Source organism: Alloalcanivorax xenomutans (assembly GCF_900217905.1).
In the GTDB taxonomy this organism is placed as follows: Bacteria; Pseudomonadota; Gammaproteobacteria; order Pseudomonadales; family Alcanivoracaceae; genus Alloalcanivorax; species Alloalcanivorax xenomutans.
Genome location: NZ_OBMO01000016.1, coordinates 75,876 through 102,047, shown reverse-complemented (window position 1 = coordinate 102,047; position 26,172 = coordinate 75,876). Strand labels below are relative to the sequence as shown.

The 26,172-nt window shown below is 61.6% G+C and carries 26 protein-coding genes; 8 read left to right on the top strand and 18 right to left on the bottom strand.

The window, feature by feature from the left end; genetic code table 11:
• Positions 1–37: 37 nt before the first annotated feature.
• From mtgA to uraH, 17 genes are all read right to left on the bottom strand, one after another.
• Positions 38–757 carry a monofunctional biosynthetic peptidoglycan transglycosylase gene (gene mtgA, locus CRO06_RS13825; protein WP_231504662.1) on the bottom strand — a complete coding sequence of 240 codons (720 nt, stop codon included), beginning with the start codon at positions 755–757 and terminating at the stop codon, positions 38–40.
• Positions 758–836: 79 nt separating this feature from the next.
• Positions 837–1,169: a hypothetical protein gene (locus CRO06_RS13820; protein WP_097058682.1), complete on the bottom strand. Its 333-nt coding sequence runs from the start codon at positions 1,167–1,169 to the stop codon at positions 837–839.
• 65 nt (positions 1,170–1,234) lie between these two features.
• Positions 1,235–2,929 carry a SulP family inorganic anion transporter gene (locus tag CRO06_RS13815; RefSeq protein ID WP_097058681.1) on the bottom strand — a complete coding sequence of 565 codons (1,695 nt, stop codon included), beginning with the start codon at positions 2,927–2,929 and terminating at the stop codon, positions 1,235–1,237.
• Positions 2,930–3,137: 208 nt separating this feature from the next.
• Positions 3,138–4,766 (bottom strand): CehA/McbA family metallohydrolase domain-containing protein, encoded by a 1,629-nt coding sequence (locus CRO06_RS13810; protein WP_022993621.1) that lies wholly within the window; start codon positions 4,764–4,766, stop codon positions 3,138–3,140.
• A 103-nt stretch (positions 4,767–4,869) separates the two neighbouring features.
• Positions 4,870–5,376: a nucleoside deaminase gene (locus CRO06_RS13805; RefSeq protein ID WP_097058680.1), complete on the bottom strand. Its 507-nt coding sequence runs from the start codon at positions 5,374–5,376 to the stop codon at positions 4,870–4,872.
• A gap of 52 nt (positions 5,377–5,428) precedes the next feature.
• On the bottom strand, positions 5,429–6,220 hold the full coding sequence (locus CRO06_RS13800; protein ID WP_097058679.1) for an ABC transporter permease: 792 nt from the start codon (positions 6,218–6,220) through the stop codon (positions 5,429–5,431).
• Positions 6,204–7,007 (bottom strand): ABC transporter ATP-binding protein, encoded by an 804-nt coding sequence (locus CRO06_RS13795; protein ID WP_022993618.1) that lies wholly within the window; start codon positions 7,005–7,007, stop codon positions 6,204–6,206. The genes CRO06_RS13800 and CRO06_RS13795 overlap by 17 nt, the downstream gene beginning before the upstream one ends.
• Positions 7,008–7,208: 201 nt before the next feature.
• A complete protein-coding gene (locus CRO06_RS13790; protein WP_063139895.1) occupies positions 7,209–8,198 on the bottom strand; it encodes an ABC transporter substrate-binding protein in 990 nt (329 codons plus the stop codon).
• Positions 8,199–8,250: 52 nt separating this feature from the next.
• A complete protein-coding gene (locus CRO06_RS13785) occupies positions 8,251–9,030 on the bottom strand; it encodes an alpha/beta fold hydrolase (protein WP_097058678.1) in 780 nt (259 codons plus the stop codon).
• Between the two features lie 13 nt (positions 9,031–9,043).
• Complete coding sequence (locus CRO06_RS13780; RefSeq protein WP_063139894.1) at positions 9,044–10,021, bottom strand: isopenicillin N synthase family dioxygenase; 978 nt, start codon at positions 10,019–10,021, stop codon at positions 9,044–9,046.
• 114 nt (positions 10,022–10,135) lie between these two features.
• On the bottom strand, positions 10,136–11,089 hold the full coding sequence (locus CRO06_RS13775; RefSeq protein ID WP_097058677.1) for a LysR family transcriptional regulator: 954 nt from the start codon (positions 11,087–11,089) through the stop codon (positions 10,136–10,138).
• Between the two features lie 27 nt (positions 11,090–11,116).
• Complete coding sequence (locus CRO06_RS13770; RefSeq protein ID WP_097058676.1) at positions 11,117–12,481, bottom strand: 8-oxoguanine deaminase; 1,365 nt, start codon at positions 12,479–12,481, stop codon at positions 11,117–11,119.
• A gap of 154 nt (positions 12,482–12,635) precedes the next feature.
• Positions 12,636–13,385: a GntR family transcriptional regulator gene (locus tag CRO06_RS13765; RefSeq protein WP_022993612.1), complete on the bottom strand. Its 750-nt coding sequence runs from the start codon at positions 13,383–13,385 to the stop codon at positions 12,636–12,638.
• A gap of 49 nt (positions 13,386–13,434) precedes the next feature.
• The gene (locus CRO06_RS13760) at positions 13,435–13,935 is read right to left on the bottom strand and encodes an ureidoglycolate lyase (protein ID WP_097058675.1); all 501 of its coding nucleotides are present in this window, start codon (positions 13,933–13,935) and stop codon (positions 13,435–13,437) included.
• Complete coding sequence (gene alc, locus CRO06_RS13755) at positions 13,932–14,918, bottom strand: allantoicase (protein WP_080531610.1); 987 nt, start codon at positions 14,916–14,918, stop codon at positions 13,932–13,934. Before alc ends, CRO06_RS13760 begins: the two co-directional genes overlap by 4 nt.
• Before the next feature lie 31 nt (positions 14,919–14,949).
• Entirely contained in the window at positions 14,950–16,164 is a 1,215-nt protein-coding gene (locus CRO06_RS13750; protein WP_097058674.1) for a urate hydroxylase PuuD, read from the bottom strand.
• Between the two features lie 15 nt (positions 16,165–16,179).
• A complete protein-coding gene (uraH, locus tag CRO06_RS13745; protein ID WP_097058673.1) occupies positions 16,180–16,533 on the bottom strand; it encodes a hydroxyisourate hydrolase in 354 nt (117 codons plus the stop codon).
• A gap of 84 nt (positions 16,534–16,617) precedes the next feature.
• Between uraH and puuE the strand changes: the two genes are divergently transcribed.
• Together puuE and uraD are read left to right on the top strand one after the other, a co-directional pair.
• Entirely contained in the window at positions 16,618–17,523 is a 906-nt protein-coding gene (puuE, locus tag CRO06_RS13740) for an allantoinase PuuE (protein ID WP_055099509.1), read from the top strand.
• Positions 17,516–18,046, top strand: coding sequence for a 2-oxo-4-hydroxy-4-carboxy-5-ureidoimidazoline decarboxylase (gene uraD / locus CRO06_RS13735; RefSeq protein WP_097058672.1), 531 nt, complete (start codon positions 17,516–17,518; stop codon positions 18,044–18,046). Before puuE ends, uraD begins: the two co-directional genes overlap by 8 nt.
• On the opposite strand, the gene CRO06_RS13730 is transcribed toward uraD, so the two are convergent.
• On the bottom strand, positions 18,026–19,267 hold the full coding sequence (locus CRO06_RS13730) for an amidohydrolase family protein (protein WP_097058671.1): 1,242 nt from the start codon (positions 19,265–19,267) through the stop codon (positions 18,026–18,028). The genes uraD and CRO06_RS13730 overlap by 21 nt on opposite strands.
• 223 nt (positions 19,268–19,490) lie before the next feature.
• On the opposite strand from CRO06_RS13730, the gene wrbA reads away from it, so the two are divergent.
• The 6 genes from wrbA (at position 19,491) to CRO06_RS13700 (ending at position 26,172) form a co-directional block, all read left to right on the top strand.
• Complete coding sequence (gene wrbA / locus CRO06_RS13725; RefSeq protein ID WP_097058670.1) at positions 19,491–20,165, top strand: NAD(P)H:quinone oxidoreductase; 675 nt, start codon at positions 19,491–19,493, stop codon at positions 20,163–20,165.
• Between the two features lie 15 nt (positions 20,166–20,180).
• Entirely contained in the window at positions 20,181–21,281 is a 1,101-nt protein-coding gene (locus tag CRO06_RS13720) for an ABC transporter substrate-binding protein (protein WP_244902835.1), read from the top strand.
• Positions 21,282–21,316: 35 nt separating this feature from the next.
• Entirely contained in the window at positions 21,317–22,330 is a 1,014-nt protein-coding gene (locus CRO06_RS13715; protein ID WP_244902834.1) for an ABC transporter substrate-binding protein, read from the top strand.
• A 220-nt stretch (positions 22,331–22,550) separates the two neighbouring features.
• Positions 22,551–23,597 carry an aromatic ring-hydroxylating dioxygenase subunit alpha gene (locus CRO06_RS13710; RefSeq protein WP_022993601.1) on the top strand — a complete coding sequence of 349 codons (1,047 nt, stop codon included), beginning with the start codon at positions 22,551–22,553 and terminating at the stop codon, positions 23,595–23,597.
• Entirely contained in the window at positions 23,594–24,955 is a 1,362-nt protein-coding gene (locus CRO06_RS13705; RefSeq protein ID WP_097058667.1) for an amidohydrolase family protein, read from the top strand. The genes CRO06_RS13710 and CRO06_RS13705 overlap by 4 nt, the downstream gene beginning before the upstream one ends.
• Positions 24,955–26,172, top strand: a complete 1,218-nt coding sequence (locus CRO06_RS13700) for an MFS transporter (protein ID WP_097058666.1) — start codon at positions 24,955–24,957, stop codon at positions 26,170–26,172. Before CRO06_RS13705 ends, CRO06_RS13700 begins: the two co-directional genes overlap by 1 nt.

Sequence of the window (26,172 nt, the reverse complement as noted above, 5' to 3'; positions counted from 1 at the left end):
GGTGCGTGATGGTGAGATACCATCCGCCCCGTTTTGTTCAGCTCCGGTCTGGCAAGGCCACCAGCGGGAGCTGGTTTTGTATCCACTGGGTGCGCTGGTGAACGTAATCGGTGACACCACGCACGTCGTAGTAGCTGGGGCGCGGCAGCATCGCCGCCAGTTGCGCCGCCTGCGCCGGCCCCAAGGACGCGGCGCTGATGCCGAAGTAATGCCGGGCGGCGGCTTCGGCACCGAAAATCCGGTTGCCCCATTGGGCGGTATTCAAATACAGCTCCAGGATCCGCTGTTTGGACATGGTCGCTTCCAGCATCAGCGCGATCAGCGCCTCCTGGCCTTTGCGCCAGTAGCTGCGGTCACTGTTCAGGAACAGGTTCTTGGCCAACTGCTGGGTGATGGTGGACCCCCCGGCCACCGGGCGCCCCGCCTTGCGGTTGCGCTCGATGGCGTGGCGGATTCCGCGCCAGTCAAAGCCGATATGCTCAACGAAACGGGCATCCTCGGAGACCAGCACCGCCCGTTTCAGGTCCGTGGCGATCTGATCGTAATCACGCCACAGATACTGCACCGTGCCGTGTTGGCGGGACCGTTCCATGAAGGCGGTATTTTGCGGGTTGTAGGCACGTAAATACAGTACCTGGCCGAGGAACCACAGTTGTGTTCCCAGCACCACGATGACGGCCAGACCCAGCAGCGAAAGAAAAAAGCGTTTCATGGCGTACCCGTTCCGTCCGGCGATGCCGGCGGCGTCCCTTCTCATGATCCCGGTCTATGTTGTCCAAAAGCGGCGGGTTTGTCAGGTTGAAAACGTCGGGAACGTGACCGGAGCCTGCTCCTGGTCAGCGTCCCGGCACCGGCAGGTCGAGCTTGGGCGGCTCATGCCGCTTCGGTGAGGAAAATGGCTTGGCGGTGTTTCGAGGCTGGTCCTGGCTCTTGGTGCCGGTCATATCGTTGATTTCCAGCTTGTGTTTTTCCGTGGGGTTCTCCTCGAGAGAGCCGGAATCATCGTTCTGCAGGCGGGTACGCGGAGTGCTGCTCAGGCCTTCGTAGTCGAGGCCGTAATTGTAGTCTTCCTCGTAGACGTCATCGCCGCGGATGTAATCGTAGCCGTCCGCGTGAACCGAGCCGGCGGTCAGCAGGCCGGCCGCCAGGAGGGCGATAAGCAGGCGCATGAGGCTTCTCCCTGTGGCTTCACGGAAGATTGGACGCCAGCGGGCCGGAGGGGTTCCCGGCCGGGTCAGTCTTGCTCGGGCGTCTTTGCTGTCAGAGCCACGATCGCCTCGCGATTGTTGACGAACAGATTGTCGTCACCAAGCCGTTGCAGCAAGCCGATGTGGGCCAGACGGTCGCGCACCTGCTTTTTCACCCCGGACAGGGCCAGCCGGATGCCGCGCCGCTGCAGGTCCTGATGCAACTGGGACAGGGTGTCGGCACCGGTGGCGTCCATGTCGTTGACCGCTGAAGCGCAGATCAGGATAACCCGGAGATCGCTTTCTTTTTGCAGGCGTTCGCGGATGAAACGGTCCATTAGCGGCGCGGTGATGTAGGTCAAAGAGGCGTCCAGGCGCAGCGACAATACCCCCGGCGCGATCGGAGGCAGGCCGTTGAGGGTACGATCGCGCAAGGTACCGGCGGGATCCAGCCCCAGCTCAATCAGGCGCGGGTGGGCGCGCCGGTAAAGAAAGAACACCATCGCCAGCAGAAAGCCGGTGAGGACACCCCAATGCAGGTACGGCACCGCGATCAGAGTGGCGATGAAGGTGGCCACGGCTACCACGCCATCGTCCCGCGAGGTGCGGAACAGATGCAGAAAGGCCTTCGGCTGGATCAGATTGAGTACCGGCACAATGATGATCGCCGCCAATACCGCGCGGGGCAGATGTTGCAGGTAACCGGTGAAAAACAGCAGGCAAACCAGCGTACACAGGGCGGCGAACAGAGCCGACCAGCCGCTGGTGGCCCCCACGTAGAGGTTCAGGGCGCTGCGGGAGAAGGAACCGCTCACCGGGAAAGCGCCGCTCAGACCACTGGTGATCTTGGCCAGGCCCTGGCCCACCAGTTCCTGATTCTGATTCCAAAGGCGGCCGTCCGGATTGGGCAGGGTGCGGGCACTGGCCATGGCTTCGGTAAAGCTGATCAGGGCGATGATCACCGCCGCCGGCAGCAAGGCGCGGTGTTGTTCAAGGGTGAGGGAGGGTGGCCATTGGGGGGTGGGCAGACCGGCGGGAATCAGTCCCACCACGTTCCCTCCCAGTGCCTGATAGCCGAACAGGGCACTGATGGCGATGCCCACCACACACACCACCAGAACACCGGGCAGGCGTGGCGCGAAGCGTTTTTGCAGCCACAGCAGTGCGATCGACCCCAGGCCGAAAGCCAGGGTCCATAGCCAGGCGGCGTCGGCATCGGCCAGATGACGCTGGAGGCCGGCCAGGGCAGTGCTGAAATCCTGGCTCTCCAGGCCGAGCAGGGCTGGCACTTGAGACAGTAAAATGATCAGTGCCGCCGCGTTGATGAATCCCGTTATCACGGCGTTGGAGATGAAGTTAGCGATCACTCCAAGGCGAAAGGCGCCAAGCAGGAACTGGATCAGACCGGCATACAACGCCAGCCAAATGGCCAGCACCACCCATTGGCCGCTTTCCGGTTCGGCCAGAGGGTGCAGCGCGGCGTAGGTCAGCAAGCTGGTGAGGGCCACCGGGCCCACCGCTAGCAGCGCCGAGGAGCCCCACAGAATCCCCACGATACTGGGCAACAGCGCGGCATAGAGCCCGGTGACCGGGGGCATGCCCGCCAGAGTGGCGTAGGCGATGGCTTGAGGAATCAGTACCAGTCCCACGGTAATGCCGGCGAAGGCGTCCTTGCGCAGTGATTGTGCGCTGGGACGGGGCCACTGCGTGAACGGCAGCAGGCGGCGGATCCAGGGCTTCATTGAAACTCCATGAGCGACATCGCGGCGCGGCTCACGGTAAGACCGGAGCGCCGGTGCAAGCTTATTTGAGGTAATGTGAGGCAATTATAAATGAGGAGAGGCGGGTATTGAAATTGGTTCTCCAGCCTATTTTTTGATGGCTGGTTATTAACAGGGATGATTACGGCAAAGGCTGAAAGCGGCCACTGGCCGCTTTCGCCAGGATGGATCACTCCACGGTGATGAAAACAGGGTTGGAGTAGAACCACAGATCGTTGTAATTGCGGGCGTTGATGGCATCAAAGCGGGCGGCGTCATTGGCTACCTCTACTTTGGCGTCCGGCAGCGGCTCGCCGTCTTCCATTTGACCAGGCACATTGACCGCCAGATTGGTGCCGCGCAGACGCAGGTACTGATCGCCGGTGACGGTGAGAGTGTGGGTGATGACATTGTAACCGTCCTCGTCCACGGTCCAGTCGTTGGCGGTGAAGCGGGCCAGAACCCGGGTGCTCGGGTTGCTGGCGGACTGGTAATCGGCGGAATCGGGTTGCGCGGGCGCCTGGACATCGCCGACGATCAGGTCCACATGATCCACCGTCGGTTTCATATAGGCGGACTGGCCGCTTTCCAGCGGATACTCGTAGTGATTGGTTTGCGGGCTACGGAAGCGGATGGTCACCGTCACCTGTTCGCCCAGGGCCGCCGTCAGAGTGCCGCCCATCGGCGTGCTGCCTTCGGTGCTCTCGGCCTGAAACTCCAGTGCGTCGATCAGATCACCGAAAACGCCGAACAGACGGCCGCCGCGCAGACCGTCCAGCAGGGCGGAAGCATCCTCGCCATCCTTCCAGACATAGGTTTTGGCGTACTCGCCAGGGGCATAGCCGCTGCTGTATCGGCCCTGCGCCGTGGTGAAATGGTAGTCGGAGTTGGCCACGTTCCAGATCCGCCGGCCTTCACCCAGCAGCGCGTCCCAGGTGCCTCCCAGTTTCGCTACCAGGTAGTCGACACCGCCATAGGTGCGCGAACCGAGGTTTTCCTCGGTATAGGCCTCGGCGTAGCCGCCCCGATCCGGCTCCATCTGATTACCGACCATGCCTTCGATGGCGAAGAACTGATCGGGGGCCAGGTCGTGCATCTGACGGATCTGGGCGATGGTGTATTTGCCCATGTAGCGGGAAGGGTGATTCAACAGCATATAGCTGTCGGGATGATTGTCACGCAGCCAGCGTAACGCGGTGAGGGCGTCCTCGTGGGTAGTGTTGGCGCGCGGCTGATCGCCCAGGCTTTCCACCAAAGCGGGATCGAAAAGGCTGGCATCGCGGGTGGTGAACAGATACTCGAATTCCGCCACCGCTTGCAGATTGGCCTCGGACATCGGGTCGTCCATGCCGATGCCGACATTGACGTGATCATGGGTCGGCATGTCCCACTCGAAAGAGGAATACATCAAGGCGCCGGGATAGCGGTCCTGGTCCAGGGCCTGCTTCAGATAAGGCACTTCGTAGTCGATGAGCGCCTGATAAAAGGGTATGGATTCTCCCAGCTCGGCGCCGTCATGATCCCGATAGGACGTGCGCAGATGATTGGAAATGGTGAGCCAGTCCAGGTCGTAGCGGGTGAAAGCATCGTCCAGCACGCTTTCCAGGGACACCTGGGCATCGTCGGATTGATAGGTATGCACATGCAGATCGCCGGCGCTCCAGGTCCCGCTGGGTTGCGGTTCTGGAGTTGGCTCCGGGGTGGGTTCCGGAGAGGGTGAGGAACTGTCCCCGGAGCCGCCGCAGGCGCTCAGGAAAGTGGCGAGTGTGATGGCCGACAATAAAGAAACGCGAGAGTCGCGGGAAAAAAGAAATGACATTAAAAGTACTCTCCAGATCAGGGCACCAGGTCTGGCGCCGTGAAAAAGAAGAGCACTGTGGATCAATCAAGTGACGATATAATGACGCGGAGCTACATACTGGTCAGTCTTTCTTTTCTTTCCAAAAGCGCAGGTGAAGAGCGGCGGCTTCCTCTTCCAGTAGTGGTCCGATCACCTGAACGGAGCGCTGCCCGGCGGCGAAAACCGTCCGGCAGGGCAGGTCCAGGGTCGGATTCTCGGGGTGGTTGCCGGTAATCGCTTTGAGTCGTTTCTCGGAAAGACCGTAGACCACGCGTCCGACGCCCGCCCAGTAGGCCGCCCCGGCGCACATGGCGCAGGGTTCGGCGGAGGTATAGAGCGTGCACCGGGCAAGAAAATCCGGTGAGTAAGATTGAGAAGCACGCGTGAGGATCACCCGTTCCGCATGTCCGGTCATATCATGATGAGGCAGGAAGGCGTTCTCCTGTTCCAGCAGAATTTCGCCATCGGCATCCACAAGTAGCGCACCGAATGGATGGCAGCCATCGTTCAGTGCCCGTTCGGCGACCAGGAAGCTTTGCTGTATATAGTGCTCGTGATCCAGTCCCCGTGATATTTCATTGGTGTTCATGGTTCTCCCATTCATCTCTTAATAGCTGCGACGGCAGAGCGATAAAGCGCGCTCAGGATTTCGGCAGGCTCCAGGGAAACCACCATTTCTGGATCATTGCCACCAGCCGGAACAGGATCAGACTGATGGTGACCAGAATGGCCAGTGCGGCAAACGCCTGGGGCACTTTGAAAAACGAGGTGGAGAAGGCGATGAAAAATCCCAGTCCATTCTCGGCGGCGACAAATTCCGCCACCACCGCGCCGATAATGGCCAGCGTGATGGAAATGCGCAGCGCGGAGAAAATATGGGGCACCGCGAAAGGCAGTTGAATGTTGCGAATCTCGCGCCAGCGGCTGGCCCCGAGGGAACGGGAGAGCTCCAGCAGTTCAGGAGGTGTCGACATCAGTCCGGTGACGGTGGAAACGACGATGGGGAAAAAGGTGATCAGGAATGTAATGACGATGCGCGGCGCGTCTCCGGCGCCCAGCACCACCACGATAATCGGCGCCACGGCGACGATGGGGGTGGACTGCACCACCACCAGCATCGGGTAGAGTGTTCGGGACAGCAGCCGGCTGTTGGCCAGAGCCACCGCCAACGGAATGCCGATCATCACCGCCAGCGCATAGCCCAGCAGGCTGACCCGGAGCGTTGCCCAGATATGGCCACCCCAACTGCTGGGGCTCACCGCCAGTGCGCCTTCAACGATGGCGCTGGGAGGGGGAAGCAGATACACCGGCACGTCCAGCAGACGGCAGCCAAGCTCCCAGATCAGCAGCAACAGCAGGGCGGCAAGGACCGGTGCTCCCCGGTCCAGCAGTCGCAGAAGCGCGCCCCCGGCGGATTCAGGCGAGGACCGCATGGCTGAAGACCTGGCCGCGGATATGGTTGGCGATTTCATGGAAGCGGGGCTCCGACAAGGTTTTCAGGGTGCGCGGGCGTGGCAGGCCCACGTCGATGATCTCGCGAATGCGTCCGGGGCGGGCGGACATTACCAGGATGCGGTCCGCCAGCAGCAGGGCTTCGGGAATGGAGTGGGTGATGAACAGCACTGTTTTGGGGCGCTCGGTCCAGATGCGTAGCAGCTCGAAGCTCATCTCGTCACGGGTCAGGGCGTCGAGGGCGGAAAACGGTTCGTCCATCAACAGAATATCCGGGTCGTGCAGCAGGGCACGGGCGATGCCCACCCGCTGTTGCATGCCGCCGGATAATTCGGAGGGGCGTTTATGGGCGAAGTCCCGCAGCCCCACGGTGCCCAACAGTTCCTGCGCCCGCTGTTTTTCCTCAAGGGTGACGCGGCCGTACTTGTGCTTCATCGGAAAGGTGATGTTGTCCTCCACATTGAGCCAGGGCAGCAGCGTGGGCTGTTGGAATACGATGCCGATTTCCTCGCGGGGCTCGGTCACCGGCAGCCCATAGATTTCCGCCCGCCCGGAGGTGGGCCGTACCAGGCCGGCGATCACCCGAAGCAGCGTGGATTTGCCGCAGCCGGAAGGACCGATAACGGCAATGAACTCGTGCTTGTGAATGTCGAAGCTGACGCCGTCCAGCGCGTTGATGACACCGCCATCGGAGGAAGTGAACACCTGGCCCACATTGTTGAAGCGAATGCTTGGTCGCGGGCCGTCGTTATCGTCGTGGGGCGCCATGAAAACCTCGAATCGGGTTTGAGTCCATAAAGCCACCCGGAGTGGCCGTCATAGTGTGAGCGTTGCAACATGCGCGCCAAAAGCAGAGATTTCCGCACGGGCCGTTGCCAGACCGGCATCATCCTAAGCTGCGAAAAAAAACGCGGGCCGGAAAGCCCGGACCCGCGTGCAATGAAAACGTTTTCTTGATGTTGTGCTTGCCTACTTGCTGATGAAGTCACCACTGACGGCGTCTTCCGGATTCAGCGTATCCTCCGGTAGCCCCTGGGCTTTGGCGACCCACTTCCAGGTGGTCGCAAGGAGAGAGGGATTGAAAGTGCCAGCGCCATCGCGCTCGCTGATTTCGTTTTTCATCAAAGGAATGGAGGCGGAAAACTCCTCGGCGGCCACCTCCGCGTCCACTTCCGCCACCTTCGCCTTCAGCGCTGCTCCCGCTTGTTGGGGATCTTCAATAGCCATTTTTTGCGCCTGGCGATAAATGGTGAGTACCTTTCTGACCAGCTCCGGCTTTTCCTTGATCAGACGGTCGGATGCAAACACCGAGAGGCCATAGCCATCAAAGCCATAGTCGGACCAGGGTAAAACCCGGATCTCCTTGCCGGCTTGCTTCATTAAGGCGTTGAAGGCCGGCAGCTTGGTAATCCAGTTGATGGTGCCGTCCACCCGGCCGGTACTCATCATCGGGCCCATGGCCCCGGGGTCCACTTTGGTGACACGCACATCGTCCGGCGACATGCCGTTGGCTTCCAGGACCAAGGGCCAGGTGACATTGGAGGCGGAGAAGGTGGCGGTAGCGAGATTCTTTCCTTTCAAATCGTCCAGGGTTTCGATGCCGGAATCGGCACTGACGAAAACCGCATCCGGCTGTTTGGTATAAACGGAAAGCACGGCGGTTACTGGCACGGTGGCCCCTGCCTTCGCTTGCAGTAGCGCGGACAGGCCGCCGGTTCCCATGTCGGCGGCGCCAGTGGCCAGTTTGGTGACCACATCGCTGGAACCACGCCCTGACATGATTTCCACTTCGATATCCTCGGCGGCGAACAAGCCTTTTTCCACGGCGAGGTAAATGATGGCCTTGTCGCCGGCGGGCAACCAGTCGTTGAGCCAGCGGATTTTATCCGCCGCCTGAACGCCCGCCGTCATGCTCACCAAGACGGCGGTCAAAAGGTAACGTCTGAAACGGTAGATCATGGGAAACTCCTTTCGAGTCCGGGGTCGCGTGCGGCGATACACCCTCGTCTATCTATAGTGGTCCATGCAAAGGGCATGCCTTGTCCCGTGTGTTAACGCGATGAAAGAAACCAGCCAGTATCTCTCCAAGCTTTTGGGGGGAAGCCAGTTGCGGGGCATGCCCTGTATCGAGTGTGGCGACGTCTGCGCCGGGCACCTGTTGTTGCATCCAGCGCTGTGCCTCCAGGATCACCGAGCGGTCACGCAGCGCTTCCACATACAAGCGTGGTAATGCGCCGAAGCGCTCAGGTGTCCAATGCGCGACACCAGCGCGAGGACCTTCCGGTTGTGGTGTGAGCTGTCGCGCGGCGGCCCAGGCGGGAGCATCGTCGACGTCGTGAAAAAAGATGTCGCGGGCCGCGGCGGGCGGCACCTTGCTGTAACGGCGCCTTTGGTCCCAGGTCAGATGCGGGCCGATGCCGGCGGCGGCGGGATTTCTCTGGACCAGATGCCGGGTCAGGTCGGCGAAGCCGGTGCCCGTGGGCAGCATCATTCCTGCCACGTAGGCGATGCCCGCGATATGGTCCGGGCGGTTTTCCGCCACCTGGGTGGCGATCACGCCGCCGCCCGAGTGCGCCACCAGGAAGGCGGGGCCGTCGAGCTGATCGAGGGCTGTTTCCACACAGGCGACGCAGTCCGTGAAATCGACCTGCTCCGCGGTGCCGGTACCGTGGCCATTGCCGGGCATATTCAGCGCGTGGGGATGGAATCCCCGCTGACGCAACAGGGGTACCAGGGCGTCCCAGACCCAGGCACCGGCCCAGGCGCCGTGAATCAGAATGACATCGTTCATCGAGTTACTGGAGCTACTTATAGGTGCGTTGATACATGTCGATCATGTGCTGTTCGACGGTGACCGGCGGATACTTCGGAGAAGCGCCTGGGGCAAGACAGCTGGGCAGGCACCGCACCTGATGGTCCGGATTTCCGGAATGGAAGAACGGCACGGAGAAACGCTCACGGCCGGACAGGTTGACCACGCGATGCAGGGTCGAGCGATAGCGGTCATTGGTCCAGCGGGCGATCATGTCACCCAGGTTCACCACATAGGTGCCGGGAACGGGATCGGCATGAATCCAGCCCTGGCTGGCTTGATCCCAAACCTGCAGACCGGGATTGTCGTCCTGTAGCAGCAAGGTGATGCCACCAAAATCGGTATGGGCGCCACAGCCTTTTTCGCCGGGCTCGGGATTGCCCGGTTGCGGCGGATAGTGCAACAGACGCAGGACCGCCATCGGCTCATGGCAAAAATCAGCGAAGTAGTCTTCCGGCAAGGAGAGTGATAGCGCCAACCCTTGCATGATCCGCGCGCTGAGTTCGTTCATGGCTTCGAAGTAGGTTTCCATGGTCTCACGGAAGCCGGCTTGCCGTGGCCATTGGTTGGCGCCGTGATTGAACTTGCCGGCGCGTACCGCCGGATGGTCGTCCGGCAAGTCGCGGCCAATATAGTAGCCTTCCTTCAGATCCGGTGGCGCGTCCGCTTCCAGAGTCTGGCCGCGCAGCGGTTCATAACCCCGGTTGGCGGGCGAAAGCGCTTTGTCGACCTGTTTTTTGGTCGCCAGTGGCTGTTCGAAGAACGCCTTGGCGGCAGCGAACACCCGCGCCTGCAAGCGTGCTTCGATACCGTGGTTGCGAATGTAGAAGAAGCCCTTGTCGAGGCAGGCGGCGCTGAGTTGTTCGGCCACCGTTCGGCGTTGTTTCTGGTCACCGTCGATCAAGGCCCCGATATCGATGATCGGCAGTGACTGCTGATTAACCTTTTGCGCTTGCAGGGTGCTCGTCATGGAACTTCTCTCGTTGGCGGACGATCCTTGCCTGCCAGTTTGCGCGGCGCCCCGGCGGTGCCAAAGAAGAGAATATCGACCGTGCCGATGCCGATCCGGCAGCGGCGCCGGGAATCAATCGGTCAATGGTTCACCGATGTCGTTGGCCTCACGGCGTTCCCGCTCCGCCAGTTCGTCGGCCAGCAATCTTGCGACGGCATCGGCCGCCACCGGCAGGGAGCGGCCGGTACGGGCGTAAATGCCGAGGTCGCTGAAAACCGGACCATTGTCATTGAGAGGAATATGTCGGAGTGCGCCCGATGCCAATTCCGCCTCCAACCCGATGCGGGTCTGGAAGGTGACACCGACACCGCGCCGCGCCAGCTCCTTGCCCAGCTCCACCGAATTGGATTGCACCACGCCTTTGTCATCGATGCCGGCGCGCTCGATGGCGGGTTTGAGCAGGTGGTACACCGACAGGTCGGTCTTCGCCAGGATCAAAGGGTACTCAGCACAGGTGGCGAAGCTGACTTCGTGGCGTTTTGCCAGAGGATGCTCAGCCGGCACCAGGGCTCCGAGCCGGAACCGGCCTACCATGATCTGTCGCAGGCCGGTGCTGCGTTGCAGGGCGAAGGCCATGCCCAGGTCGGCGGCGCCGCTGGTTACGGCTTCGGGAATGTCGCGGGAACCGAGGGTGACCACGCCCAGGGTCACCTTCGGGAAGTGCTCCCGGGCGCGTTCAATGATGGTGGGCATGAAGTCCGAGGTGACCCCTTCCACGGTGGCGATTTCCACGTGACCGGTGCGCAGCCCTTTGAGCGCGTCCAGCTCCGAGCGTGCCCGTTCCGCGTCCTGCAATACCACCAGGGCATGGCGGGCGAAGATCTCACCGGCGGTGGTCAGCCTGAGTCCACCAGGCAGGCGTTCGAACAGTGGCGTGCCAACTTCGTCCTCGAGTTTCAGGATCTGCCGGTTGACCGCGGAGGACGCCACGAACAAGCGCCGTGCCGCTTCCCGTATGGAGCCGGCGCGGCGTACCGCGTCGAAGTACACCACCGCCGGAGAATGAACGCGCAACCGTGTGCTCATCGGGAGCCTCTCTATCCGTCGATCAATCTATCCGTCGATCAATGTTCGCGACAATTGATTGTGCCGTTCCACCAGGCGTGGCAGTTCCACGGTGGTGAGCTGCCCGTCACGCACCACCGTCTTGCCATTAACAATACTCAGAGAGACTCGCCGGGGCGCGCAGAACAACAGGGCCGCCAGCGGATCGGACAAGCCACCGGCGAAGGCGATGTCGTCCAGTTTCCAGGCCACCAGATCGGCGCAGTAGCCAGCCTGGATACGCCCCAGATGATCACCGCGCCCCAGTACTTCGGCGCCGCCACGGGTAGCCAGTCGCAGTGCTTCGCGGGCCGACAGGGCAGTGGGGTCTTCGTCTCGGACCCGCGCCACCAGCATGGCCTGGCGGGCCTCTCCCAGCAGATCATTGCCGTCGTTGGAAGCGGAGCCGTCCACGCCCAGGCCGACACGGACACCGTTGTCCAGCATGCGGCGGATCGGGGCATGGCCCGATGCCAGGCGCATATTGGAACAGGGGCAGTGGGCGACGCCGGTGCCGGTGCGGCCGAATAACTGAATACCGTGCTCGTCCAGGTGCACACAGTGAGCGTGCCAGACGTCGTCACCGACCCAGTCCATTTCCTCGGCGAATTGCGCCGGTGTCATGCCGTAGCGCTGCTGGCTGAAGGCCAGATCCTTGCCGTTCTCGGCGGTATGAGTGTGCAGCCGCACGCCAAGATCACGTGCCAGGATCGCGCTCTGACGCATCAAATCCGGCGAGACCGTGAACGGCGACGATGGCCCCAGCGCTACCTGCAACATGGCATCGGCGCTGGCATCGTGGTGCGTTTCCACCACTCGCTGCATTTCCTTGAGCACCGCGTCCTCATTCTTCTCCACCACCAGATCCGGCGGCAGCCCGCCCTGACTTTTGCCCAGCGTGATGGCGCCACGGACACCGTGATAGCGCAGGCCCATGATCGAAGCCGCCTCGATGTTGTCCTCCAGGCGGCCGCCGTTGACATAGAAGTAAGCGTGGTCGGCGGCGGTGGTGCACCCGGAAAGCATTAACTCCGCCATGGCGGTTTGCGCCGATACCGTCATCATTTCCGGGGTGATATTGGCCCAGACTGGAAACAGGGCGTCGAGCCAGTCGAACAGCTCGGCGTCTTGCGCCGCCGGTAAGGCCCGAGTCAGGCTCTGGAACATATGGTGATGGGTGTTGACCAGACCCGGTATCAGCACATGGCCACTGAGGTCGATGGTTTCGTCCGCCTCCCGGAACAGGGTGTCGCTCGGGCCCACCGCGCGAATGCGGTTGCCTTCGATCAGAACGGCGCCGTCACGGATCTCGGTGCCGTGATCGTCCATGGTCGCCACTACAGTGGCGTTTTTCAGTAGCAAAGTGCGGCTCATCACCCGGGCTCCCTTTTCTAAAAAGCAAAAACGCGAATCAGCGCGACCCGAGGACCGCGCGGAAGAACGTACACTGACCTGTATACCGCCACCGGTGGCGCACACTCAAACCCGGCCGAGAGGGCCGTCGCCAGGACCAGCGGTCCGTTTTACCTCAGGTGTAACGCAAGATGCTTGCCAGATCGATGTCGCCGGAGGGCTCATCCAGATCCAACAGGCCTTCAAGGGTGTCCAGGTGTTCCCGCGCCAGTTGCGCGGCCTGGTCCGCCTCGCCCTTGATAATCAGGTCGGCCAGGCGACCGTGATCATTACCAAGAAAGCAGGCGGTGATGCCCGGGGCTTTGTATAGCGCGATGACAATGGAGGTGCGCAATACCAGTTCCAGCATCATCTTGCCGAGCACCTGATTGGGGCACTGGCGAGCCAGATACTGGTGAATTGCCATGGAGCAGTGCACGCGGTGTTGGTCCTGGCCGCGCTCGTGGGCGCTCTTTTCTTCCTTGATCAGTTTGCGCAGGGCTTGTGCCTCGGATTTGCCCAGGGTGCCGGCCACCAGGCGGGTGACCTCCCCTTCCACCAGGCGGCGGGCGGCGAAAATCTGCCGGGTTTCCTCGATGCCGGGTCTGGCCACCACCGCCATTTGATTGGGGCTTTGCTCGGTGACGTGATCGGATGCCAGCCGGGTCAGTGCCTTGCGCACGATGGACCGGCTCACTCCGAACAGTTCGCTTAATGCCACTTCCGGCAGTTTCGAGCCGGGAGGCAGCCGCTGGGTGAGCACCGCCTGATAGATGGAATCGTAGATGGTCTGGTCGGTGGCTTTGCGCGAGCCCCGGCCACCATTGGTGTGCATGGCGCCTAGCGACGCGGCGGCCTGTTTGTCCGTACGGGGATCGACAGCCATGGGTACCGTTGTTCCTTCTTTTTTGGACTAGCGGAATGTATACAGACCTTTATACGGGTGCAACCGGAAGGCGGATACCCTCCAGAAGATGTTCCTCGCAGTTGTGGCCCGGCCCTTCCCGGTCCACTACCAGGAAGTCGCCGCCAGGCGAAAGGGCCAGCAGGGGATGATGCCAGGTGCCCGCGTGATAATTGACGCCGGTGCCATCGGTGATCAAAAAAGCGTGCAGGTCCGCCACCGCCGGCGGTGGTCCGGGAGGGGCGACCACCACGATGTAAGGCTGACCGGCCAGCGGCACGAACGCCTGGCTGCCGAGGGGGTGGCGTTCCATCAGCACCAGAGTGTGCGGTAGTGAGATTGGTCGCGGCCGGAACAGACTGAGAATGGCGCCGCCGTCGGTGCCGGTTTCCACTTTGGCCAGCCGGTGGTAACGCCGGCATTGGTCATCGTTGATCAGGAAGTAGTCCCGCTCATGGCTATGGATGAGGTCGCCGAAGGGGGTGAACGCCTCCGCCGTCAACGGCTCCAGTGTCAGCTCTTGAGTGGTCATTGTATCTGGCCGAACACGCGAAAGCGGCTGATGCCGCCATCCGGGTGCATATTAAGACGAACATGCGTCACCGCATCCAGGGTCTCCAACTGGTCCTGGAAGTGGTGCATGGCATCCGGGCCCAGCGGTTGCGGTGTCAGCAGCGTCGGCCAGAACATACTGGAAGCGCGTAGCAGGGCGGTGTCCGCGTGGTCTTCCAGATTGGCCGCTTGCACTGATACCTGAGCCGGAAAGTTGCCTTTGAAAAAGGCGGTGTCCACTTCCAGTCCGGTGACACGGCCACGGTGGCCCAGACCGATCACGCACCAGTCGAAACCCGGTTCGCGGCGCCGCCGGGTTTCCCAGCCGTCCCCCATGTTAAGGCCCCGGCCGGGATAGAGCAGGGAGTGCGGCCAGCCGTAGTGGGCGTCGCTCAGAGCCAGGACCTGGCCGCCAAGCCGGGCCGCCGACAGTTCCACTTCCTGGTCCGCGTCAACGCCGGCCCAGTCCACTCGTGGGCGGCCCAGCACACGAAAGCGCGCGACGCCGCCGTCGGGATGGAGGTTCAGACGAACGTGGGTGGCATGGCCTGGGGTCGGCAAGGTGAAGCGGTGCAGATGGTCGCCTTGCAGAGCGGTCATGGTCAGCAGGGGCTGCCAGCGAGCGGAAGCCGGATCCTCGCCATCGCCGAGGACGCAGGCGTCCACGGAGGCGGCCATGGGGTAGTTGCCGGTGAAGTGAGCGGTATCGATTTCCAGTTGGTGGACGTCACCGGGGGCGCCCAGGCGCACGATTGCACTGTCGTGTCCGGGGCCGCGGCGGCGGCGGGTTTCCCAGCCATCCATCCACTTGCCGTGATCATCGAACTTGTCGGCGATGAATCGAGGGGGCGTCTCCGCCAGCATGCGTTCGGCGCTGGCGAAGAACTGGTCGGTAACCGATACGATCTCGGTGCCCAGCCGGGCGGCGGCGAGATTCGGGTAGGCGATGATGGTGTCCGTCATTGAGAGCTCCATGGTTCCGGTCATGGCCGGGTTATTCCGTCGGACGGTTTTCCGAATTGTGTTCCGCGCCTTGTTGCAACCAGCGGGCCAGCAAAGCGCGTTCGTCGTCGGTGATGCGGGTGATGTTGCCTGGCGGCATCACCGAAGTGGTCACGGCCAACTGGCCGATCTGGGTTTTGTGGGCGCGGATTTGCGCCGGTGTATCCAGCCGCACGCCCTTGGGCGGTGTGGCGAAGCCGGCGAAATCCGGGCGCGCCGCATGACAGCCGGCACAGCGTTCCTGCACGATGCTTTGCACCTGGGAGAAGGGCACCGGTGGCAGGTTCGCATCCACCGGTGCTGGTCCGGATGGTTTGGTCAGTACGATCAACACGAGCAGCCCGGCCGCGCCGGCCAACGGTAATGCGATCTTGGCGGGCCGGGGCAGATGGCGGATGTTGAAGTAGTGACGGATTACCATGCTGGCCGCCATCAGGGTGGCCAGAATCAACCAGTTCCAGTGGCTGCCGTAGGTACCGGGGAAATGGTTGCTGATCATGATGAACAGCACCGGCAGAGTCAGATAATTGTTGTGCCGGGAGCGTTGCGCTCCGGCCAGGCCCCTGGCGGCATCCGGTTCGCGACCGGCGGTCATGGCGTCCACCATGGCGCGCTGGCCGGGAATGATCACGAAAAAGACGTTGGTGACCATGCAGGTGCCAATGGCGGCGCCGACATGAATATAGGCGCCACGGCCGCTGAAAATCTGGCTCAGTCCCCAGGCCAGAGCCACCAGCAAGATAAAGCCCACTGCCGCCAGCAGCGCAGGACGCCGGCCCAGTGGTGAGCGGCACAGTCCGTCGTACACCAGCCAGGAGAGAATCAGCACGCCAATGCCGATCAGGCTGGCGGTAAGCGGGGATAACTCCGCCACCGAGGGATCGATCAGATTGGTTCCGGCATTCAGGTAATACACTACGAACAACAGCAGGAAGCCGCTCATCCAGGTGTAATAGGCTTCCCATTTGAACCAGTGCAGACGTTCGGGCAGTTGTTCCGGCGCCACCTGATACTTCTGCAGGTAGTAAAAGCCGCCACCGTGGATGGCCCAGAGAGTACCAGCGACGCCCGGTGGCTTTTGGCCCTCTCGCTGCAGATGGTTCTCCAGCCAATTGAAATAGAAAGAAGCCCCTATCCAGGCTATGCCGACAGTGATGTGCAGCCAGCGGATCAGCAGGTTGGCCCATTCGTACCAATGCGCTTCCATCGTTTCTCCCCCCTGTTAACTGCCGCGGTAGGTGCTGTAACCGTAGGGAGAGACCAGCAGTGGAACGTGGTAATGCTGGTCGGGGGTGCTGATGCCGAAGCGGATCACCACGTCATCCAGAAATGAGGGGGTCGGCAAGGATATCCCCCGGGCAAGGAAGTAGTCCCCCACCGCGAAGTTTAGTTGGTATACCCCGCTTGCCATCGTGACGCCTTCAAGCAACGGCGTGTCGCAACGTCCATCGGCATTGGTTTTGCATTCGGTCAACAGACGGGCCTGGCTTCCCTCGACTCGCCACAGCTGGAGAGAGAGATCGGCGGCGGGGCGGCCACTACTGGTGTCCAGAACGTGGGTGGTCAATCGGCCCATGTTCGCTCCTGTATTCGTTTTAATGTCGACAATTATTAAGTCTAAATGTATACATGCATGATTAATGCCAGAGTGGAGGCAAGCATGAGTAACCCGTCTTATCCCCGTGACCTGATCGGTTACGGGGCCAGTCCGCCCAATCCACGCTGGCCCGGTGAAGCCCGTGTGGCGGTGCAGTTCGTGCTTAATTACGAAGAAGGAGGGGAGAATTGCGTCCTGCACGGTGATCCGGCTTCGGAGTCCTTCTTATCTGAAATGGTCGGGGCCGACGCGCGCGAAGGCGTACGTCACATGAGCATGGAATCGCTCTATGAGTACGGCAGCCGGGTCGGGGTGTGGCGCCTGTTGAAGCTGTTTCAACGCTATCGGATTCCGCTCACCGTGTTTGCCGTGGGCATGGCGGCGGAGCGGCATCCGGAAGTCATTCGCACCATGGTGGAGCAGGGCCACGAAATCTGCAGTCACGGCTATCGCTGGATTGACTATCAATATGTGCCGGAGTCGCTGGAGGCGGAACATATCGGTCGCGCGGTTGAGGCGCTGACACGCGCCGCCGGCACGCCGCCGCTGGGCTGGTACACCGGCCGCACCAGTCCGAATACCCGGCGGCTGGTGGTGGAGCACGGCGGCTTTCTCTATGACGCCGACGACTACAGTGATGAGCTGCCGTTCTGGACGACCGTGTCCGGGCGCAAACATTTGGTGGTGCCCTACACGCTGGATGCCAACGACATGCGTTTCGCCAGCCCTGGTGGTTTCAACAGCGGCGATCAGTTTTTCACATATCTGCGTGATGCTTTCGACACACTGTATCAAGAGGGGGCGGAGCAGCCGCGCATGTTGTCGGTGGGTTTGCATTGCCGGCTGGCGGGGCGTCCAGGCCGGGCCGCGGCACTGGAACGCTTCCTCAAATACCTGTGCGCTCATAACCGGGTGTGGTTCGCCCGGCGTATCGATATTGCCCGACACTGGATGGAGCACCATGGCTGAAACCGTCGTCCGTCTGACCCCACGCCCGAGCCGGCTCAGCGAGGCTGATTTCGTTGAACGGTTCGGCGATGTTTATGAACATTCTCCATGGATTGCCAGAGAGGCTTACCAGTTGGGGCTCGGTGAGCCGCAGGACACCCCGCAAGGATTGGCGGAGGTGATGGCGCGGGTATTTCGCGCGGCGGATCCGGAGCGCCAGCTGGGCGTATTACGAGCGCATCCGGATCTGGCCGGCAAAGCCGCGCTGGCTGGTGAACTGACCCGGGACTCCAGCGCGGAGCAGGCATCCGCCGGCCTTGACCAATGCACCCCGGAAGAATTTTCCCGGTTTCAAACGCTTAATGATGCCTATCAAAAGCGTTTCGGTTTCCCGTTCATCATCGCGGTAAAAGGGTTGCACCGTGGGGACATTCTGAAGGCCTTTGCCGACCGTTTGGAGCATGACCTGGAACAGGAGCGCAGGACCGCGGTGGAGCAGGTGAATCGTATTGCGTTACTGCGTTTATGTGACCGGGTCGGGTGAGACCGGAGTGCCGCCGAGCCAGGTCTGTAATGGGCGCCGTTCCAGATCGGCGGCATCGCCGCGCAGTAATTCCTCGAACCAGTCCTCGATACCGGCTTTGCCCGCCGGGCGTGGCAGTAGAACGAAGTCCGCCCTTTTTCCCGCGGCCAGACTGCCGGCTTCGTCGCCACGCCCCAGGCAATCCGCGCCGGCCTGGGTGGCCCGGTAGAGCGCTTCTTCCGGTGTTACCGGGACGCCGGCGGCACGATGCTGGTCCACAAAGCGCTGCATGACGTGCAGCATGCTGTGGCTAGGCCCTGCTCCCACATCCGAAGCCAGAGCAAACCTCAGCCGGTGCCGCCGTACCGCTTCCAGATCCATCCGGCCGCTATCCAGGGCCTCGTTGCTTGAAGGGCAATGCGCGATCCAGCTGCGCCGTTGGGCAAGGGTGTGGTACTCGCGCTGCGAAAGGTGAATGCAATGGCCGAGCACCGTGCGTGGGGTCAACAGCCCGGCCTGATCATAAACGTCGGTGTAGTCCCGCGCTTCGGGGAAGGCTTCCCGGACTTCACGGATTTCCCGCGGGGACTCGGACAAATGCGTCTGCACGAAGGCGCCGGTGCGTCGCGCCAGTTCTCCCAGCTCCCCCATCAGCCGGGCACTGCAATTGAGAGCGAAGCGCGGAGTAATGGCGTAGCGCGCGGTGCCCAGTTCCTCCAATAACGGCGCCACGGCCTCGGCGTTGTCCGGGCTGGCCCTGCGCAGCGGCTCCGGGGCGGATTTTTCCATGATGGCGTTGCCCAGGATCCAATCGCCTCTGGCGTGCTCGGCGGCGATGCGCAGGGCGCCGTCGTGCGGGCTGGAATAGGCCATGCCCAGGGTGGTGCCGGCGCGGATCGTGTCGCTGAAGAAAGCACGGGCATGGTCATGGGCCAGCCCGGCGTGCTCGAAGCCGGCTTCTTCCGGCCAGATGTGTTCGCGTAACCATTCCATCAGATCGGTCTGGAAGCGCCCGCGAACATGATGTTGCACCCAATGAATATGAACATCCGCGAAACCGGGCACCAGCAGGCCGTCCAGCTCCAGAGTGTTGCGGTCCCGGCCGTCGGCGAACTGTTCTATCCGGTCCACGTCGACGATGCGCCCAGCCTCGATCAAAAGGCCTCCGTCGCTGATGTATCGCCAGCGGTCAGCGTCCAGTGGTGTCAGCAGGCTGGCTCGGATCAGCAAAGTCTTGGGCATGGTCGGAAATCCCTAATGTATACATCAGGAGAGAACCATATCGCTTGATGCGAAGCGAGGGAAGCGGTTCCTTGAAGTGGACGAAAAGACTTAAAACAGTGATCAAAAAAGGGGCGAGCGCACAAATATAACGCATAAATTCGGCAAGGCTGTATCAGTATTAGGGGTGTTGTCACCATGGCATGGGAGTTGCCTGTATACATTTTTTTTTGAGGAATGTGCCATGACATCGATTGATCCGGACGGCGCCACCGTGTGTGTGATCTGCGACTCCCGCTACGGCAGTACCCTGGCGCTGGCACGGGAAATCGCCGAGGGGGCGGGCAGCGGTGGCGCCCGGGTCCGGCTCTGCCGGGTGGAACTGAGTGAGCCGGAATTCAGTGTCGATAGTGAGCGGGCCGACTACCGGGAGGCACAACGAATCTATCGTGAACTGCCCCGCGCCACGGCGGACGATTTGCGTTGGGCCAAGGGGATCGTTTGGGGATCGCCTACCCGCTACGGCCTGATGAGTACCCCATTACGCGCCTTTATCGACGAAGTGGCCCCGTTGTGGCGGGAAGGCGCTCTGATCGGCAAGGTCGGCGCCGCTTTCACCTCCACCGGTGGCATGCATTCAGGTAACGAGATGACGTTGTTGTCTCTGCTACTCCCATTCATGCAGCACGGGATGATCATTGCCGGTGTACCGCATAGTGTTCCCGCGCTGGTGCGCACACGTAAGGGCGGCTCCCCCTATGGCGCCTCGGCGGTCACTGGTTTCGATGGCACTTTGTCCGTGGACGATAACGAGAAGGCGATTGCCCGCTCGCTGGGGGCGCGGGTGGCGCGACTGGCCGCGCAGGTACGTCCGGAGCCGGCATCGGTGGAACTGGCCGCCGCCAACCGGGAGCCCTGAAAAGGGGCATGCCTCATGCTTCTTTTTGTGGCCGCAAAAAGGCGGCACGAAGGTTGCTTGCATACAAAGCCGAGGGCCGATCAACACTTTTTTGTGGAGTCTGAAATCATGTCATTCGGTTTTTTAAAGCATCTGTTCGGATATCGTCGCACTGGCCTGGGGGTGGTCATGGCGGCGATTGTGGGGAGCGTCGCGGGCGGTGTTCAAGCCGACGACAAGGTGACCATAGGCACCAGCTGGTACGCGCAGGCGGAGCACGGCGGATTTTATCAGGCCAAAGCCACGGGGATTTACAAGAAGTACGGTCTCGACGTGAACATCAAAATGGGTGGGCCCCAAGTGAATGGCCTGCAATTGCTGGTGGCTGGGCAGTACGACTTCACCATGGGGTATCCGATCCGCAACATCAATGCGGTGAAGGAGGGGCTCCCGGTAGTGACCGTGGCGGCGACCTTTCAAAAGGACCCCCAGGGACTGATCGCCCATCCGCAGGTGGCATCGCTGGAAGACGTTAAAGGGCACACCGTGCTGATATCCACTTCGGCGCGCACCACCTACTGGCCCTGGCTGAAAGCTGAATACGGTTTCACCGACGACCAAGCCAAGCCCTATACCTTCAGTCTGGGTCCCTTCCTGGCCGACAAAGAGCTGGTGCAGCAGGCGTATATCAGCTCCGAGCCTTTCGCCGCGGAAAAGGGTGGCGTCAAACCGAATATTTTCCTGTTCGCGGATCATGGTTATCCGCCCTATGCGGCGACATTGGAAACCCGCGGGGATCTGGTCGAGGAAAAGCCGGATGTGGTGCGCCGATTTGTCCAGGCCACCCTGGAAGGCTGGAAGAGTTACCTGCAGGACCCGCAAGCAGGTAATGCCCTGATCAAGAAAGACAATCCGCAAATGACCGATGAACAACTGGCTTTCGGTATCGAGAAGTTGAAGGAATTCGGCATCGTCACCGGCGGGGATGCGGGGGAGAAGGGCATTGGTTACATGAGCGATGAACGCTGGAAGAAGACGTTCGACTTCATGGTGGAAGCGGGCCTGGTCGGTGCCGACGTGGATTACCACAAGGCTTACACCCTGGAATTTCTGCCGCAAACACCGGTACTTCCCTAGGACACCTGCCTCTGTTGGTGAAAAGGAGAACGATGATGGCATTTTCCCTTAAGGCCTGGACGGGCTTTCCGGCTGAACATCTGCGCGGGTTTTTGCTGTGCTGCGCTTTATTGATTCCGGCTGTGGCGGTGGCGCAGCAGCCGCTGACCAAGATCACTTTTGGCACCAACTGGTTCGCCCAGGCGGAACATGGTGGCTTCTACCAGGCCAAGGCCACCGGAATATATGAGAAGTACGGACTCGATGTGACCATCACAATGGGCGGGCCTCAGGTGAACAATCTGCAGCTCCTTCTTGCCGGGCGGCAGGATTTCACCATGGGGTATCCGATCCGCAACCTCAATTCGGTGAATCAAAACATGCCCGTGGTGACCGTGGCGGCGCCGTTCCAAAGCGATCCACAGGCCTTGTTGGCGCACCCTCACGTCAAGTCTCTGGAGGAGATAAAGGGGCAGCCGGTGTACGTCTTCTCCGGCGCGCAACAGACATTCTGGCCCTGGTTGAAGCAACGGTTCGGATTTTCCGACGATATGATCCGCCCCTATACGTTCAGTGTCGCGCCATTCCTGGCGGATAAGAGTGTGGTGCAACAGGGCTATGTCACTTCCGAGCCATTCGCCATGGAGCAGGGCGGCGTCAAGCCATCCATCTTCCTGTTCGCCGACTACGGCTATCCTCCCTACGCTCAGACCATCGAAACCACTCGGGAGATGATTGAAAGCAACCCGGAAGTGGTGCGTAAGTTCGTGCAGGCGTCCATGGAGGGCTGGAAAAGTTACTTTGAAAATCCGGCGCCGGCCAATGCCCTGATCAAGAAGGATAACCCGGAGATGACCGATGCCCAGATCGCCTTTGGCATTGGCAAGATCAAGGAGTATGGCCTGGTGGCCGGTGGTGACGCCGCCACCAAAGGGCTCGGAGTGATGACGGATGAACGCTGGAAAGCCACCTTCGACTTCATGGCGAAGGCCGGGTTGGTACCGGAGGATATGGACTATAAACAGGCTTATAGCCTGGAATTCCTGCCGAGCCCGCCGGTGATGCCATAACCGGGTTCCGATGGCACGGTAACTGCATACATTTCTTTCGATAACGGTATACCGCTTTGTGTCCATGGTGGCGAGGCGCAAAGCGGTGCACGACTCTCGCCACCCTGATCAGAGGACAAGCCGGCCCTGGGGTAATGGGCGGGGGCTGCCTCGCCTGGGCCCGCTGCCGTTACGGCAGTGCTACCGGACGTGGAGCGGGCCCCAACTGGAGAGACTGGCCATGCTTGCAACTCAACAACCCGTACTGCGTCGTTTTTGGTATCCGGTGATGCCACTGGAACAACTTGACGATGGCCCCAAGCCCTTCCGGCTGATGAACGAAGAGCTGGTGCTGTGGCTCGATTCCGAAGGCAAACCGCACGCCGCTGAGGACCGCTGCGCGCACCGTACCGCGCGTTTATCCCTGGGCTGGGTGGAGGGCGACAACATTGTTTGCCCCTATCACGGTTGGACCTATGACGGCGGTGGCGGCTGTGTCCGTATTCCGCAGACGCCTGATCGCCCGGCCGGCCGTGCCAAGGTCCGTGCCTTCAACGCCGAGGCTCGTTACGGCTACGTGTGGGTGTGCCTCGGTGATCCGCTAACCGATATTCCTCACATGCCAGAGGCGGACGAGCCCGGTTACCGCGTGATCCATCAGTTTTATGAAGTCTGGCGCACCGCCGGCCTGCGTTTGATGGAGAATTCCTTCGACAATGCTCACTTCAGCTTCGTGCATCGGGAGAGCTTCGGCCAGTTCGACAAGCCGATCCCGGCCAAGCTCAACATCGTCGAGGAGGACTTTGGCTTTCGCTTTGAAACCGTGGCGCCGGTGAACAACCCGCCGTTGCAGAAAAAGCTGTTGAAGATGGACAGCGATACCACCGAGCGGCACATGACCAGCAACTGGTTCATGCCGTTCGGTCGCAAGCTCAATATCCGTTACCCCAACGGGCTGGTGCACGCGATCATCACCTACGCCACGCCAATCGACGATGAGCACTCCATGATCTGTCAGTGGGCTTATCGCAGCGACTCCGAGGCGGACGCGCCGGCGGAGCAGATCATCGCTTTCGATCGTCAGGTGACCGAAGAGGACAAAAGGGTTCTGGAAAGCACCGAATACGACGCGCCTCTGGATACCGCCAGTGGCGAGGAACGTCATATGCCTTCCGATCAGCCGGGCATGGTGATGCGCAAAATGCTGTTGGCGTTGCTGGCCCGCTTTGGAGAGGAAGAAGCACGCATTTCTGGGGCCCGCATTCCGATGAAGGAAAAGGCCTCATGAGCGACCTGCTGATTCGTGGCGCCGAAGCGGTGATGACCGGACTGCCCGGGGATCAGGCCCGGGCGGGAGCGGTGGACCTGCGTATCCGTGACGGTGTGATTCACGAGATGACGGCGGGGTTGATCCCCGCCGCCGATGAACGGGTAATCGAAGCGCGCGGCTGCGTGGTCTATCCGGGTTGGGTCAACACCCATCACCACCTGTTCCAGAGTCTGCTGAAAGCGGTGCCGGAAGGTATCAACGAACCGCTGTTCGGCTGGCTCGGCGCGGTGCCTTATCCGCGCCTCACCCGTATCCGTGACCATCATCTGGAAACCGCGGCGATGGTGGGGTTGGCGGAACTGTTACTCTCCGGCACCTCCACCTGTGCCGACCACCATTACATTTACTACGCCGGCCTCGACAGTGAGATGGGGGATGTGCTGTTCGAGGTGGCGGACCGTTTGGGATTGCGATTCGTATTGTGCCGTGGCGGCGCCACGGAGAAAGGGCGGCACCCGGGCTATCCCAACAATCTGGAATCGGAGAGTGTCGACGACATCATCAACGATGTGCAGCGGCTGCGCGAACGCTATCACCAGGTGGGGGCCAACCCCATGCGGCAGGTGGTGATGGCGCCGACCACGCCGACCTTTTCGGTGAATCCCGCGGTGCTCAGGGAGTTGGCCCGGGCCGCCCGATCCATGGGGGTTCGGCTGCACAGTCATCTGTCGGAGACTCGGGACTACGTTACCTACTGCCGGGAAGTACACGGCATGACGCCGGTGCAATTCTGCGCCGAGAACGAATGGCTTGGAGAGGACGTGTGGTTCGCCCATATGGTTCATGTGGCGGACGATGAACTGCCGTTGTTGCTGCAAACCGGCACAGGGATTGCCCATTGCCCGCAAAGCAACTGCCGGCTGGGCAGCGGTATCGCCCGTGCTCCGGAGATGTCGCGCCTGGGTATTCCGGTATCGCTGGCGGTGGATGGCGCTGCCTCCAATGAGGCCGCCGACATGATCCAGGAAGCGCATCTGGCCTGGATGGTGCACCGCGCCCAGGGAGGCGCCGACGCTGTCACCGCCGAAGAAGTGATCGAATGGGGCACGCGAGGCGGGGCCCGGGTGCTGGGACTGGACGGCATCGGCACTTTGAGTGTCGGCAGTGCCGCGGATCTGGCGATTTACGATCTGGACCAGCCCCGCTACTTCGGCGTGCACGATGTGGCGGTGGCTCCGGTGTGCGCCGGGGGAACCGCATCGTTGCGCTACCTGTTGGTGAACGGAAAACCGGTGGTGGAGAACGGGGTTATTCCGGGCCTGGATATGGAGGCGTTGCGGGAGCAGGCCGCCAGGGCCACGGCGGAGTTGCATTGATGAAGCGGATGCCGCAAGCGCCTCCGATAAGACCTCCGGCGCTGTGGTGGCTGGTGCTGATGGTGCTGCTGGCGGGCCTCAATCTGCGCCCGTTGCTGACCACGCTCGGAACCAATCTGGAATTGATCCGGGTGGACCTGGGATTGTCCAGCACTCTGATCGGTGCCCTGGCGGCGATCCCTACACTTTGCATGGGGCTGGTCTCCCTGGCCGGTGGTTGGGTGATCACCCGGCTCGGTGTCGGTGCCGGTATGCGCCTGGCGTTGTTGCTGATCGCGGTGGGCTGTGTCCTGCGCTGGGCTGGTGACTGGTTGCCGATGCTGGCTTTGGCGACGGCACTGGCGGGATTGGGGATTGCCTGTGGCCAGGTACTGATCCCCGTGGTGATCAAACGCTATTTCCCTTCCCGGGCGGCGTTGATGATGGGGGGCTATACCACTGCCATGAATCTGGGCGCGGCCCTTGGGGCCCTCGCCGCGCCTCTGGCGATCAGCACCCTGGGTTCCTGGCAGGCGTCGCTGGCGATCTGGGCATTGCCCGCCTTGCTGGCGGCGCTGCTGTGGCCCGGCCGCCTTAGGGTATTCACCGAAGACGGCCCGGCCGGCGTACCCTGGCGCAGTGCTCTTGGGTGGCGAATGGCGTTATTTCTGGGAACCGGTTCACTGGCCTACATGACGTTACTAGCGTGGCTGGTGCCGCTCTATATGGCTCTTGGCCTGACTCAGGAACAGGGTGGCGCCATGTTGGTGGCCTATACCGCGGCGCAAATCGCTGGCGCTTTGCTGGTGCCGCCCGTGGCGCAGTTGCAACCGGACCGGAGGCCGGCCTTGGCACTGACTTTGGCTCTGCTGTCTCTGGGACTGGCTGGTTTATGTTGGGCGCCAACCTGGGGCGGCGCCAGTTGGGTGGTGCTGGCCGGGTTCGGGTTGGGTGGCTCCTTTCCCCTCGCGTTGACACTGCCGCTCGATTACGCCCATACGCCGACGGAAGCTGGCCGGCTTTCCGCCATGGTGCTGGGGTTCGGCATGCTGATGGGGTCGTTCGGACCTTTGTTGTTCGGGGTGTTGCGGGGTGGCTTTGGCTTTTCCGCGGCGCTGATCTTTTTACTGCTGGCCACGGTGGCTTCGTTCCTGCTCGGCCTGACGTTCCGCCCGCCGAACAGGGACCGGAGCGGAACCGGCCCACTGACCGTTGATGTAAAGGAGATATCCCCGTGA